General features: G+C 69.1%; 12 protein-coding genes. 7 read left to right on the forward strand and 5 right to left on the reverse strand.

Going from position 1 to position 13,088, the window contains the following annotated elements; genetic code table 11:
- Positions 1-117: 117 nt before the first annotated feature.
- A complete protein-coding gene (locus ACFVFH_RS11235) occupies positions 118-1,035 on the forward strand; it encodes a rhomboid family intramembrane serine protease (protein WP_383766774.1) in 918 nt (305 codons plus the stop codon).
- 330 nt (positions 1,036-1,365) lie between these two features.
- Here ACFVFH_RS11235 and crgA read toward each other — a convergent pair whose 3' ends face one another.
- Positions 1,366-1,620: a cell division protein CrgA gene (crgA, locus tag ACFVFH_RS11240; RefSeq protein ID WP_093548084.1), complete on the reverse strand. Its 255-nt coding sequence runs from the start codon at positions 1,618-1,620 to the stop codon at positions 1,366-1,368.
- Positions 1,621-1,760: 140 nt separating this feature from the next.
- On the opposite strand from crgA, the gene ACFVFH_RS11245 reads away from it, so the two are divergent.
- From ACFVFH_RS11245 to ACFVFH_RS11270, 6 genes are read left to right on the forward strand one after another with little or no spacing between them, the layout of a single operon-like run.
- Positions 1,761-2,528 carry a DUF881 domain-containing protein gene (locus ACFVFH_RS11245; RefSeq protein WP_383765987.1) on the forward strand — a complete coding sequence of 256 codons (768 nt, stop codon included), beginning with the start codon at positions 1,761-1,763 and terminating at the stop codon, positions 2,526-2,528.
- Positions 2,529-2,554: 26 nt separating this feature from the next.
- Positions 2,555-3,271 (forward strand): class E sortase, encoded by a 717-nt coding sequence (locus ACFVFH_RS11250; RefSeq protein ID WP_383765989.1) that lies wholly within the window; start codon positions 2,555-2,557, stop codon positions 3,269-3,271.
- A gap of 56 nt (positions 3,272-3,327) precedes the next feature.
- Positions 3,328-3,510 (forward strand): hypothetical protein, encoded by a 183-nt coding sequence (locus ACFVFH_RS11255; RefSeq protein WP_351072028.1) that lies wholly within the window; start codon positions 3,328-3,330, stop codon positions 3,508-3,510.
- Positions 3,507-4,145, forward strand: coding sequence for an aminodeoxychorismate/anthranilate synthase component II (locus ACFVFH_RS11260; protein WP_383765990.1), 639 nt, complete (start codon positions 3,507-3,509; stop codon positions 4,143-4,145). Before ACFVFH_RS11255 ends, ACFVFH_RS11260 begins: the two co-directional genes overlap by 4 nt.
- Positions 4,142-5,539: a class E sortase gene (locus ACFVFH_RS11265; protein WP_383765992.1), complete on the forward strand. Its 1,398-nt coding sequence runs from the start codon at positions 4,142-4,144 to the stop codon at positions 5,537-5,539. The genes ACFVFH_RS11260 and ACFVFH_RS11265 overlap by 4 nt, the downstream gene beginning before the upstream one ends.
- A 27-nt stretch (positions 5,540-5,566) precedes the next feature.
- Positions 5,567-6,295 carry a class E sortase gene (locus ACFVFH_RS11270; RefSeq protein WP_383765993.1) on the forward strand — a complete coding sequence of 243 codons (729 nt, stop codon included), beginning with the start codon at positions 5,567-5,569 and terminating at the stop codon, positions 6,293-6,295.
- A 183-nt stretch (positions 6,296-6,478) separates the two neighbouring features.
- On the opposite strand, the gene pknB is transcribed toward ACFVFH_RS11270, so the two are convergent.
- From pknB to ACFVFH_RS11290, 4 genes are all read right to left on the reverse strand, one after another.
- A complete protein-coding gene (gene pknB, locus ACFVFH_RS11275; RefSeq protein WP_383765994.1) occupies positions 6,479-8,458 on the reverse strand; it encodes a Stk1 family PASTA domain-containing Ser/Thr kinase in 1,980 nt (659 codons plus the stop codon).
- A gap of 167 nt (positions 8,459-8,625) precedes the next feature.
- A complete protein-coding gene (locus ACFVFH_RS11280) occupies positions 8,626-10,083 on the reverse strand; it encodes a penicillin-binding transpeptidase domain-containing protein (RefSeq protein WP_383765995.1) in 1,458 nt (485 codons plus the stop codon).
- A complete protein-coding gene (locus ACFVFH_RS11285; RefSeq protein WP_383765997.1) occupies positions 10,080-11,480 on the reverse strand; it encodes an FtsW/RodA/SpoVE family cell cycle protein in 1,401 nt (466 codons plus the stop codon). Before ACFVFH_RS11285 ends, ACFVFH_RS11280 begins: the two co-directional genes overlap by 4 nt.
- 22 nt (positions 11,481-11,502) lie before the next feature.
- Positions 11,503-12,990 carry a PP2C family protein-serine/threonine phosphatase gene (locus ACFVFH_RS11290; RefSeq protein ID WP_383765998.1) on the reverse strand — a complete coding sequence of 496 codons (1,488 nt, stop codon included), beginning with the start codon at positions 12,988-12,990 and terminating at the stop codon, positions 11,503-11,505.
- Positions 12,991-13,088: the final 98 nt, after the last annotated feature.

Genomic DNA, 13,088 nt, shown 5'->3' on the forward strand with positions numbered 1-13,088 from the left:
TTCCGGGAACCAACCGCCCTGCCCGTCCGTACTGTTACATAGCGGACGAGCGGGGCGGAGTCGCGCCTGCCCTGCTCGCCATGACGAGACCGAAGGGACCGGGAAGTGATGGGACCGATGGACCAGCAGCCGCCGGGAGGCACGGACCAGTCCGCCGCCGCGGACGGCTCGCTCAGCTGCTACCGCCACCCCGGTCGCGAGGCGAACATCCGCTGTACCCGCTGCGAGCGCCCGATCTGCCCCGAGTGCATGGTCGATGCCTCGGTCGGCTTCCAGTGCCCGGACTGCGTCCGCCAGGGAGCGGGCACGGGACACGGACCGGCGGACAGCCGGCCCGGCGCCGTCGTGGGCGGCGCCGGTACGGGCGGTGCCGTCATGGCCGATCCCCGCCTCGTCACCAAGATCCTCCTCGGCATCAACCTCGTCGTGTACCTCGCGGTGCTGGCGAAGGGCACGGGGCTGGTCAACGAGCTGGAGCTGATCGCCCGCGCCAGATTCCACTACGGCGGTCCGCTCGAAGGCGTCGCGGAAGGCCAGTGGTACCGGCTGGTGACGTCGATGTTCCTGCACCAGGAGCTGTGGCACATCACGTTCAACATGCTGGGGCTGTGGTGGCTCGGCGGCCCGCTGGAATCGGCGCTCGGCCGCGCCCGCTATCTCACGCTGTACATGATCTCCGGCCTGGCCGGCAGCGCCCTCAGCTACTGGCTCGCCGCGCCCGTGCAGGGCTCACTCGGAGCCTCCGGGGCGATCTTCGGGCTGCTGGGCGCCACCGCCGTGCTCATGCGCCGGCTCAACTACGACATGCGCCCGGTCTTCGTGCTCCTCGCGGTGAACCTGGTCATCACCTTCAACCCCTGGGGCGGGATCGCCTGGCAGGCGCATGTCGGCGGCCTGATCGCGGGCACGCTGATCGCGATCGGCATGGTGCACGCCCCCCGTGAGCGGCGCGCCCTGGTGCAGTACGGCACCTGCGCCCTGGTCCTGGCGGCCGTGGTTCTCGTGATCGTCGCGAGAACGGCCGCGCTGACCTGAGCCGCCTCGCCTTCGGGGCGGTCGGTGGCGGCCGCAGTTGTCCACAGCGGGTGGCGGATCTTGTGCATTCTGTGGGAACAACTGTGCCCCTTGTCGCTGAGCTGGGTTTTTCCAGTCGGGACAAGGGGCGTGTCACCCCCGGATGGGGGAGACTGCAGTCACATCGGCGTCAACCGTCAGGGAGTTATCCACAGATCGTCTGACCTTTTCCCCCGCCTGTGGATAACGCTGTGGGTAACTCGGGGCAAGGGTTGCGGGACGGGTCCCCGCTGTGCACGGCGGAGCGCTGCGGGCGCTACCACCCTCGCGGGATCAACTTCCGCCGCGGTGCTACTTCCACTGCGTGGAGACACCGAAGCCCCCGGCGATGAAGCCGAAGCCGACGACGATGTTCCAGTTCCCCAGGTCCTTGATCGGCAGATCGCCGTCGGTCACATAGAAGACGACGATCCAGGCCAGACCGATCAGGAAGAGCGCCAGCATCACCGGCGCCACCCAGCTGCGGCTGGTCAGCTTTATGTTGGTTGCCTGCTTCGCCGGAGGGGGCGTGAAGTCGGCCTTCTTGCGGATACGTGACTTCGGCACGAGGAACTCTCCTGTCGATGCGCTGCGTGACCGCGCAGGGAACTGTGGCTGGCGCCGGGGCGGGGCCGAGGGGGAATGCTGCCTCCCCCGGGCGTCCGTTAGCGTAGTGCTTCCCTGGCGCCGAAGGAGATAAGGGTACGTTGAGCAATTCTGCCGACTCCCCCCAAGGGCCGGTCCGGCGCACCTTCCGGCACCCGGTCCGCGTGCTCACCGCTGCCGTCTTCGCCCTCGCCGGACTGATCTTCGTCACCAGCGCCAACACGGCCAAGGGCACCAACATCCGCACCGACTCCTCGCTGCTGAAGCTCTCCGACCTCATCCAGCAGCGCAGCACCAAGAACGCCCAGCTGGACGAGACCACCGCGGCCGTGCGCGAGGACATCGACGCCCTGGTCCGGCGGGACGACAGCAGCACCAAGGCGGAGGAGGCCCGGCTCAAGGAGCTGGAGCGGGCCGGCGGCACCACGAAGCTCACCGGCCGCTCGGTCTCCGTCACCCTCGACGACGCCCCGCCCAACGCCACCGCCAACCCCGGCTACCCCGACCCGCAACCCAACGACCTGGTCATCCACCAGCAGGACCTCCAGGCGGTCGTCAACGCCCTCTGGCAGGGCGGCGCCCGGGGCATCCAGGTCATGGACCAGCGGCTGATCTCCACCAGCGCGGTGCGCTGCGTCGGCAACACCCTGATCCTCCAGGGCCGGGTCTACTCCCCTCCGTACAAGATCACGGCGGTCGGTGACCCGGGCAGGCTCAGGCAGGCGCTGAACGGCTCCCCGGCGATCAGCAACTACCTGCTGTACGTGAAGGCGTACGGCCTCGGCTGGAAAGTCGAGGAGCACGAGGCGGTGACTCTTCCCGGCTACTCGGGCACAGTGGACCTCCACTACGCGGAGCCCGTGAAGTAGCCAACGGCTGTGGGGAGGCCGTCCAGGTGTCGGTACGACTGATCGTCAGGACGTTCAGCGAACTCTGCATCACCGTCGGCGCCCTGATCGTGCTCTTCGTGGTGTACGTGCTGTTCTGGACCGGAGTGCAGGCGGCCGACGCCACGGAGGGCCAGATCGACTCCCTGCGCAGCCGCTGGGCGCAGGGGACGGTCTCCGCGCCCCCTGCGCACTCCTCCCCGCCGCCCAAGGCGCCGAACGCGCCGAAGGAGCCCCCCGCCCCGGCCGCGTACCGGGACGGCAAGCCGTTCGCGATGATGTACATACCCCGCTTCGGCAAGGACTGGGAGTGGCCCGTCCTGGAGAACACCGAGGTCAGGACCTTGCAGAAGGGGCTGGGCCACTACACGCGGACCGCCCGCCTCGGGGCGAGCGGCAATTTCGCGGTGGCCGGGCACCGCCGCACCTACGGCGACCCCTTCAAGGACTTCCCGGAACTGCGCCCCGGCGACGCGGTGGTGCTGACGGACGGGACGACGTGGTTCACGTACCGCATCGGCAGGAAGCCCTACCGGACGGTGCCGAGCGACATCGGGGTCATCGACCCCGTCCCCCGGAAGTCCGGCTTCGACGGGCCGGGCCGCTATCTGACGCTGACCACCTGCGACCCCGAATGGGGCAGCAGCCACCGGCTGATCGCCTGGGCGCACCTCGATGCCACGCAGCCTGTGACCGAAGGCGAACCAGCAGCTTTCCACAGCTGACCCACGCTCCTGCCCCGGCCCTTTAGTCTGGTCTCGTACCGAATGGAGGGGACAGCATGTATGGCTGGATCTGGCGGCATCTGCCGGGCAACGCGTGGGTGCGTGCGCTCATCTCGCTCGTGTTGGTGCTGGCCGTCGTCTACGCGCTCTTCCAGTACGTCTTCCCCTGGGCGGAACCGCTGCTTCCGTTCGGCGATGTGACGGTTGACGGCTCGACCGGGACGGGAGCCGGCCAGTGAGTGCCCGCATTCTTGTCGTGGACAACTACGACAGCTTCGTCTTCAACCTCGTCCAGTACCTCTACCAGCTCGGTGCCGAGTGCGAGGTGCTGCGCAACGACGAAGTGACCACGGCACACGCCCAGGACGGCTTCGACGGCGTCCTGCTGTCGCCCGGCCCCGGCACCCCGGAGCAGGCGGGCGTCTGCGTCGAGATGGTGCGCCACTGCGCGGCGACGGGCGTCCCGGTCTTCGGGGTCTGCCTGGGCATGCAGTCGATGGCGGTGGCGTACGGCGGTGTGGTGGACCGTGCCCCGGAGCTGCTGCACGGCAAGACCTCGCCGGTGATCCACGAGGGGGCGGGGGTCTTCGCGGGCCTGCCCTCCCCCTTCACCGCGACCCGCTACCACTCGCTCGCCGCCGAACCGGACACCGTCCCGGCGGAGCTGGAGGTGACGGCGCGGACCGCCGACGGCATCATCATGGGGCTGCGCCACCGTGACCTGCCGGTGGAGGGCGTGCAGTTCCACCCGGAGTCGGTGCTGACCGAGCACGGACACCTGATGCTGGCCAACTGGCTGGCCCAGTGCGGCGACACGGGAGCCGTCGCGCGGTCGGTGGGGCTCGCGCCGGTGGTGGGCAAGGCCGTCGCGTGACCGCACTCCGTCCCGAACACGACGCCGGTCAGGACGGCCCGTACGAGCAGGGAGCGTACGGGGCCGCAGGCGCGTTCGAGGCGGCGGTCGACCGGCTGGCGGACCCGCTGAACGATCCGCTGCCGGGGCGGCACGCCTCGCCGCGCCCGCGTGCGGACGGCGTCCCGGACGGGGCGTCGGGGGCCGCCGAGGCACCGGCCGCGGGACAGGGACAGCACCGCGCCCCGGCCACGCGGCCACAGGCCGCGCCCCGGCCACAGGCCGCGCCCCGGCCACAGGCGTCCTACGGCGCGCAGAACCCCGAGGCCACCCCGCGCGAGTGGTACGACCCCGAGGGCTTCGAACGGGACTGGTACGGGCAGCAGACGCCCGCCACGGCACCCGTTCCGGAGCCGAGGGCCCAGTCCGCGGCGGTTCCCCGCCCGCTCGACGACCGGACGGTCGGCCTGCCCAGGTTCGGCGGTGACACCCCGCCGGGTCCGGGCCGGGGGCCGCAGCAGGACCCGGCGAGCGACGCGGAGAGCCCCGCCGAGCCCCCGCAGGACCCCGCGGGCACCGGTCCGGAACCGCGTACCGGGGGCCGCGCCGAACGCCGCCGCGCCGCCAAGGGCCGGGGCCGCCGCCGCGCCGAACAGCGCCCGGAGGCCACGACGCCGACCGCGGCGCCGGCCGCCCGGCCGATGTCGCGTGTCGAGGCGCGGCGGGCGGCGCGCGCCGCGAAGGACAGCCCGGCGGTGGTGGCCAGCCGGGTCACCGGAGAGCTGTTCATCACGCTCGGTGTGCTGATGCTGCTGTTCGTCACCTACCAGCTGTGGTGGACGAATGTCCGTGCCGACCAGTACGCCGGCAAGGAGACCCACAAGATCCAGGACGACTGGGCGAAGGGCGACCGCAGCCCCGGTGAGTTCGAAGCGGGGCAGGGGTTCGCGATCATCCACATCCCCAAGCTGGACGTGGTCGCTCCGATCGCCGAGGGCACCAGCAAGGAGAAGGTCCTCGACCGGGGCATGGTCGGCCACTACAGCGAGGGCACGCTCCGCTCCGCGATGCCGTCGGCAAAGCAGGGCAACTTCGCCCTGGCCGGCCACCGCAACACGCACGGCGAGCCGTTCCGCTACATCAACCGGCTGGACCCCGGTGACCTGATCGTGGTCGAGACCCAGGACGCGTACTACACGTACAAGACGACGAAGACCCTTCCGCAGACGTCGCCCTCCAATGTCTCGGTGATCGATCCGGTCCCGAAGGGGTCCGGGTTCACCGGTCCGGGCCGTTACATCACGCTGACGACCTGTACGCCGGAATTCACGAGTACGTACCGTTTGATCGTCTGGGGCAAGATGGTCGACGAACGACCGCGCAGCAAGGGGAAGCCCGACGCGCTCGTGGGCTGAATCATCATCACGACAGGGACGGGTGCGGTGACAGCTAGGACCGAGCACGACGAGCGAATCGGCGCGTCCGTGCCGCCGCCCCCGCGCAGGGGCCGCCATCCCTTCGCGACCGCGGTCAGCGTCTTCGGTGAACTGCTGATCACCGCGGGCCTGGTGCTGGGGCTCTTCGTCGTCTACTCCCTCTGGTGGACGAATGTGCTCGCCGACCGCGAGGCGACCAAGCAGGGCCATACCGTCCGCGACCGCTGGGCGGACGGGCCGGGCGCGCTGGACACGAAGGACGGGATCGGCTTCCTGCACGTCCCGTCGATGAAGAACGGCGAGGTGCTGGTCAAGAAGGGCACCGACACCGAGAACCTCAACGACGGCATCGCGGGCTACTACACCGACCCGGTGAAGTCGGCTCTCCCGTGGGACGCGAAGGGCAACTTCACCCTCGCCGCCCACCGCGACGGGCACGGCGCCAAGTTCCACAACATCGACAAGGTGAGGACCGGGGACGCGGTCGTCTTCGAGACCAGGGACACCTGGTACGTCTACAAGGTCTTCAAGGAGCTGCCCGAGACGTCGAAGTACGACGTCGACGTCCTGCAGCCGGTGCCGAAGGGGTCGGGCGCGAAGAAGCCCGGCCGCTACATCACGCTGACGACCTGCACACCGGTCTACACGTCGAAGTACCGCTACATCGTGTGGGGCGAGCTGGTGCGTACGGAGAAGGTGGACAAGGACCGTACGGAGCCGGCGGAGCTGCGTTAGCCGATCCGGGGCCGGGCCCGAAGTCGCCGATGTTCCGGGCGGCTTCGGGCCCTTGCTCTGTCCGGGGACGGCGCGTGTCCGTCGCCGGAGGGCATACGCGTGGCCGGGCGGGAACCCGGCGGCACGGCGAAGGGCCCCGGTCGCCGAGCGGCGGCCGGGGCCCTTCGGGGCGGTGCTTCCGGGTCAGTTCCGTCGGCCGGACGGGCCGCCGAAGACGTTGCCGTCCCCACCGCCCGGCATGGTCTGGACGTTGACCGCGCTGTCCTTGTCGGCCTGCTGTCCGGCGCCGGGCTGGAAGGCGATGATCCTCGCGTTGTCGTCGTTCGGCCCCTGCACCTGGCCGAGTTGCAGTCCCGCCCCGGCGAGCATGGACTTCGCCTCTCCGAGGGTCTTGCCCCGCAGATCGGGAACCGTGGACTGCTCCGGCTGCTGCGGGCCCTTGGAGACCGTCAGCACGATCTGGGCGGTCAGCGGCTGCATCGAGTCGCCGGGCGGCGTCTGGCTGATCACCTGGTTCGCGGGCTCGTTCGAGTCGACTTCGGTCTTGGAGATGTTGGTGAAGCCCACGCCGTTGAGCTGCGCCACCGCGGCGTCGTAGCTCCGGTCGGCCACGTTCGGCACCTTCTGGGTGGCCTGCTTGGCGACCGTGATCGTGACCTCGGAGTTCTTCTCGGCCTTCGAGTTGCCCGCCGGGTCCTGCTTGATGACCGTGCCCTCGGCCTTCTCGGACTCGGCCGTGGTGACGTTCACCGTGAAGCCCTTGTCCTCAAGGTACTTGCGGGCGCTGTCCTCGGACTTCTCCGTGACGTCGGGGACCTCGACCTTGGGGGCGCCGGTGGAGACGACGACCGTGACGGTCTCCTTCTTCTCCATCGTGCCGTCGGCGTCCGGGGTCTGGCTGCAGATCTTGCCCTTGGGCTGGTCCTCGCACGGTTCGCGCGAGCCGATCTTCATGACGACCTCGGCGTTGTCCGCGAGCTTCTGCGCCTGCTTCACGGTCGCACCGACCAGGTTCGGCACATCGGTCTTGTCGTCGCTGTTGCTGCTGCTGAAGACCGACCGGCCGATCAGGATCGCGCCGATCAGCACCAGGATGCCCGCCACGATCAGCAGGATCGTCGAGGTGTTGCTCTTCTTCTGGCGGCGGCGGTCCGGGCGGTCGTCGTAGCCGTAGCCGCCGTCGTCCGGGTTGACCGGGGGCAGCATGGACGTGGGCGCGCCGTTCTGGTCCGCGGCGTGCAGCGCGGTGGTCGGCTGGTCGTTGCCGTATCCGTCGTAGCCGCCGTAACCGGCCGCGCCCATCGCCGCGGTGGCGGCGACCGGCTGGCCGTCGAGGCAGGCCTCGATGTCGGCCCGCATCTCGTCGGCCGACTGGTAGCGGTAGTCCGGGTCCTTGACCAGGGCCTTCAGTACGATCGCGTCCATCTCGGGCGTGATCTCGGGGTCGAAGGTGCTGGGCTTCTGCGGCTCTTCGCGGACGTGCTGGTAGGCGACCGCGACCGGTGAGTCCCCGATGAAGGGCGGCCGGACCGTCAGCAGCTCGTAGAGCAGACAGCCGGTCGAGTAGAGGTCGGAGCGCGCGTCGACCTGCTCGCCCTTGGCCTGCTCGGGCGAGAGGTACTGGGCGGTGCCGATGACGGCGGCGGTCTGGGTCATCGTCATTCCGGAGTCGCCCATGGCGCGGGCGATGCCGAAGTCCATGACCTTGACCTGACCGGTGCGCGTCAGCATGACGTTCGCCGGTTTGATGTCGCGGTGGACGATGCCGGCGCGGTGCGAGTACTCCAGCGCCTGGAGGATGCCGACGGTCATCTCAAGGGTGCGCTCGGGCAGCAACTTGCGGCCGGAGTGCAGGAGTTCCCTGAGCGTCGACCCGTCGACGTACTCCATCACGATGTACGGGATGGAGACCCCGTCGACGTAGTCCTCGCCGGTGTCGTAGACGGCGACGATCGCCGGGTGGTTGAGCGAGGCGGCGGACTGGGCCTCACGGCGGAACCGGGCCTGGAAGGACGGGTCGCGGGCCAGATCGGCCCGGAGCGTCTTCACTGCTACGGTGCGGCCGAGCCGGGTGTCGTGTGCGAGGTAGACCTCGGCCATGCCACCACGGCCGAGCACCGAGCCCAGCTCGTACCGGCCGCCGAGGCGACGCGGCTCTTCCATAACTGTTCCAGCCCTCTCCGTCAGTCCCGACCGCACCGGTGTGTGGTCCGGCGGTGTGCTGCTCGCGCATACGCTACCGGCCGCGCAGTACCTGATCGGCCCGGAGCCCGGACCTGATACCTGACCGGTATCCCGAGGTGCAGGTAGGACACCCGGTGTGATGGGCATCACTTCTTGCTGTCGATGACCGCCTTCATGACCGCCTGTGCGATCGGGGCGGCCAGACCGCCGCCGGAGATGTCGTCGCGGTTGGCCTGGCTGTCCTCGACGACCACGGCGACGGCGACCGGGGAGCCGCTGTCTGTCTTGGCGTAGGAGATGAACCAGGCGTAGGGGTTCTCGCTGTTGTTCAGACCGTGCTGGGCCGTACCCGTCTTGCCACCGACCGTGACGCCCGGGATCCGGGCGTTCTTGCCGGTGCCGCTCTCGACGACGGTCTCCATCATCTGCTGGAGCTTCTGCGCGTTCTCGCCCGAGAGGGGCTGGCTGAACTGCTCCTTCTCGTGGGTGTAGATCGTGTCGAGGCTGGGCGACTGGCGTTCGGCGACCATGTACGGCTGCATCAGCTTGCCGTCGTTGGCCACGGCCGCGGCGACCATCGCCATCTGGAGCGGGGTGGCGCGGTTGGAGGCCTGGCCGATGCCGGCCATGGCGTTCTGCGGGCGGTTGTCCTTGGGGTAGACGCTGGCGTCGGCGCGTACCGGAGTGAAGATCTCCTCGTTGAAGCCGAACTTGTCGGCCTCGTCGATCATCTTCTGGTTGCCGAGATCGTCGCTGATCTTGCCGAAGACGGTGTTGCACGACCACCGCAGCGCTTCGCGGAGCGTGGCGTTCTCGCACGGGATGTTGCCCTCGTTGTCGAGGTTGCCGGTGGTCAGCGGGAGCCGCCAGGGCAGCGGGGAGTCCGTCTTGTCGTCGATCCCCTTGTACAGCCCGTTCTCCAGGGCCGCGGCGGCGGTGACGACCTTGAAGGTCGAGCCGGGCGGGTAGGTCTCGCGCAATGCCCGGTTGAGCATCGGCTTGTCCTTGTCCTTCAGGAGCTGCTGCCGGGCATCGGCGTCCTTGAGGGAGTTGCCCGCGAAGACCGAGGGGTCGTACGAGGGGGTGCTGACCAGGGCCAGGATGGCGCCGGTCTGCGGGTCGATCGCGGCGACGGCGCCCTTCTTGCTGCCGAGCCCCTTGAAGGCGGCCTTCTGGGCGGCGCCGTTGAGGGTGGTGACGATGTTGCCGCCGGTCTTCTTCTCGCCGGTGAAGAGGGACAGCGTGCGGTCGAAGAACAGCTGGTCGCTGTTGCCGGTGAGGATTCCGTCCTCGATGCTCTCCAGCTGCGAGGCGTCGAAGGCCTGCGAGGAGTAGCCGGTGACGGGGGCCCACATGGGGCCGTCCTTCCAGACCCGCTTGTACTTGAAGTCGCTGCCCTTGGTCTTGACGGACCCGGTGACGGGGTTGCCGTCGACGATGATGTTGCCGCGCTCGTGGGCGTACCGCTCGATCTGGACGCGGCGGTTGTGCTCGTTGCCGTTCAGCTCGTCGGCGCGGACGTACTGGAGCCAGTTGGTTCGCACGAGCAGGGCGAAGATGAGGACACCACAGAAGATCGCGATCCGGCGCAGTGGCTTGTTCACGGTCGGACCACCTGGGTCATCTCGGCGTCTGAAGTAGGCGCGGGTGCCGGTGCGGGGCGACGGGCGGTGTCGCTGATCCGGAGCAGGATGCCGATCAGGGCCCAGTTGGCGATCACCGACGAACCGCCCGCCGCGACGAACGGCATGGTCATACCGGTCAGCGGAATGAGCCCCATGACGCCGCCGGCGACGACGAAGACCTGGATGGCGAAGGAGCCGGAGAGCCCGATCGCGAGGAGCTTGCCGAAGGGGTCGCGGGCGGCGAGGGCGGTGCGGACACCGCGCTCGACGATCAGGCCGTAGACGAGGAGGACCGCCATCATTCCGGCGAGCCCCAGCTCCTCGCCGACCGTGGCGAGGATGAAGTCGGAGTTGGCGGCGAAGCCGATCAGGTCGGAGTTGCCCTGGCCGAGTCCGGTGCCGAGGGTGCCGCCGGAGCCGAAGGCCATCAGGGACTTGGCCATCTGCTCGCTCGCGGCCAGCTTGCCCCACCCGTCGAACGGGTCGAGCCAGGCGGTCACACGCTGCTGGACGTGCGGTTCGAAGGTGGCCACACCGACGGCGCCGGCGGCGGACATCAGCAGACCGAAGACGATCCAGCTGGTGCGCTCGGTGGCCACGTACAGCATGACGACGAACATGCCGAAGAACAGCAGTGACGAGCCCAGGTCGGTCTCGAAGACCAGGATCAGGATCGAGAAGGCCCAGACCATGAGGATGGGGCCGAGGTCACGGCCCCGGGGGAGGTAGAGGCCCATGAAGCGGCGGCTGGCCAGGGCCAGGGCGTCCCGCTTGACCATGAGGTATCCGGCGAAGAACACCGCGATGATGATCTTGGCGAACTCCCCCGGCTGGAGCGTGCCGACGCCGGGGATCTTGATCCAGATCTTGGCGCCGTTCACCGCGGGGAAGAACATCGGAAGGATCAGGAGGAACAGCGCCGCCAGCATGGAGATGTAGGTGTAGCGCTGCAGGATGCGATGGTCCTTGAGGGCCAGCAGCACGACGACCAGCAGCGCGACGCCCGCAGCCGAGAACATCAGCTGCTTGGAGGCGGCGGCTGCGAAGTGCGGGGTCGCCTGGAACCGTTCGGACTGGTCCAGACGCCAGATGATGGCCAGTCCCAGTCCGTTCAGCAGCGTCGCCAGCGGCAGCAGCAGCGGGTCCGCGTACGGGGCGAACTTGCGGACGGCCAGGTGCCCGATGCCGCCGAGCAGGGCGAGCCCGAGCCCGTATCCGAGCATGCCGGAAGGCAATTCGCCGTTGAGGGCGAGACCTACGTTGGCGTAGGCGAACACCGAGATGGCGACGGCGAAGACCATCAGCAACAGTTCGGTGTTGCGACGGCTCGGTGCGTCGATCGCGCCGATCGTGGTCGTATTGGTGACAACGCTCATGGTGCTGAAGGCCCCCTACGGCTTACTGCTTACCGCACTGCGGGACCAGCTTTTTCTCTTCCTCCGAGAGGCTGGGACCAGGAGCGGGAGTTTTGGTCGGCTTGGTCTTGGAGGTGTCGGACGTCTTGGCGCCGTCCGTACCGGGTGCCTGGCCCTCGTCGGCCGCGGTCTTCTCGGCGGCGCGTCGTTCGGCGTTCTTCTTGCAGGCGGACGCCTGGAGAGCGAGCTCGTCGATCTTCTCGCGGGCGGCGGTGAGGTTGCCCTCGGCGATGGTCGCCTCGACCTTCTTGCGCTGGTAGGGCGGAAGGTACTTGAGTTCGATCTCTGGATGGTCCGTCTCGATCTTCGAGAGCGAGACCCAGGCCAGGTCCTGGCTGATGCCGCGGAACAGTGCGACGTTCTCGTTCTTGGTGCCGACATAGAACTGGTTCTGGGTCCAGCGGTAGCCGCCGTAGAGGCCGCCGCCGACGACGGCGAGCGCCAGCACCGTGTAGAGCGACCTCTTCAGCCACTTGCGGCCGCCGCCGGGCTTCACGAAGTCGTCGTCGGTGTACGCGTCGAAGGAGCCGTCGGGCGCACCGCCGTAGTCGACGCCGTCGCCGCTTCCGGGCGGGCCGAAGCCTCCCGCGGGCGGCGGTACGGAGCGGCCGAGGCCGGCTGCCCGTCCGGCGGGGGTCTGCATGGCGGCCGTGCTCTCGGCGGCGGCCATCTGTGCGGCCTGGTTCTCGGCGACCGCGCCGACGATGACCGGGGTGTCGTTGAACTGCGCGGCCAGTGTGTCGTTGCTGTCGGCGTCGAGGACGTCGGCGACGATGCAGGTGATGTTGTCGGGGCCGCCGCCGCGCAGAGCGAGCTGGATCAGCTCCTGGATGGTCTCCGAGGGACCCTGGTAGCTGGCGAGGGTCTCTTCCAGCGTCTGGTGGGAGACGACGCCGGACAGTCCGTCGGAGCAGATCAGATAGCGGTCGCCGACCCGGACCTCGCGGATGGAGAGATCGGGTTCGACGTGGTCGCCACTGCCCAGCGCGCGCATGAGCAGGGCGCGCTGCGGGTGGGTGGTGGCCTCCTCCTCGGTGATCCGGCCCTCGTCGACCAGCCGCTGCACCCAGGTGTGGTCCTGGGTGATCTGGGTGAGCACGCCGTCGCGCAGCAGGTACGCGCGGGAGTCGCCGACGTGGACGAGACCGAGGCGCTGACCGGTCCAGAGCAGGGCGGTGAGCGTGGTGCCCATGCCCTCCAGCTGGGGGTCCTCCTCGACCATGATGCGCAGTTGGTCGTTGGCCCGCTGGACCGCCGTACCGAGCGAGGTGAGGATGTCCGAGCCCGGGACGTCGTCGTCGAGCTGGACGAGCGTGGAGATCACCTCGGAGCTGGCGACCTCACCGGCCGCTTGGCCGCCCATGCCGTCGGCGATGGCGAGAAGACGCGGTCCGGCGTAGCCGGAGTCCTCGTTCCCCTCCCGGATCATGCCCTTGTGCGAACCGGCGGCGAAGCGCAGGGAAAGACTCATGCGCACCTCTCCCGTCGGCTCGGGGTACAGCCGGTCTCGAGCCACACTGCCCACCCTCCGGTCGGGAACCGGGCCGGGTCCGTTGCCCGGACCGCCGC

The sequence above is a fragment of the Streptomyces sp. NPDC057697 genome, assembly GCF_042799335.1.
Classification (GTDB): Bacteria; Actinomycetota; Actinomycetes; order Streptomycetales; family Streptomycetaceae; genus Streptomyces.

What these genes read in the sequence shown, in the direction of transcription:
- ACFVFH_RS11235 (WP_383766774.1), top strand. Translation starts at nt 118, where the DNA reads ATGGACCAGCAGCCGCCGGGAGGCACGGACCAGTCCGCCGCCGCGGAC.
- ACFVFH_RS11255 (WP_351072028.1), top strand. Translation starts at nt 3,328, where the DNA reads ATGTATGGCTGGATCTGGCGGCATCTGCCGGGCAACGCGTGGGTGCGT.
- pknB (WP_383765994.1), bottom strand. Translation starts at nt 8,458, where the DNA reads ATGGAAGAGCCGCGTCGCCTCGGCGGCCGGTACGAGCTGGGCTCGGTG.
- ACFVFH_RS11285 (WP_383765997.1), bottom strand. Translation starts at nt 11,480, where the DNA reads ATGAGCGTTGTCACCAATACGACCACGATCGGCGCGATCGACGCACCG.
- ACFVFH_RS11290 (WP_383765998.1), bottom strand. Translation starts at nt 12,990, where the DNA reads ATGAGTCTTTCCCTGCGCTTCGCCGCCGGTTCGCACAAGGGCATGATC.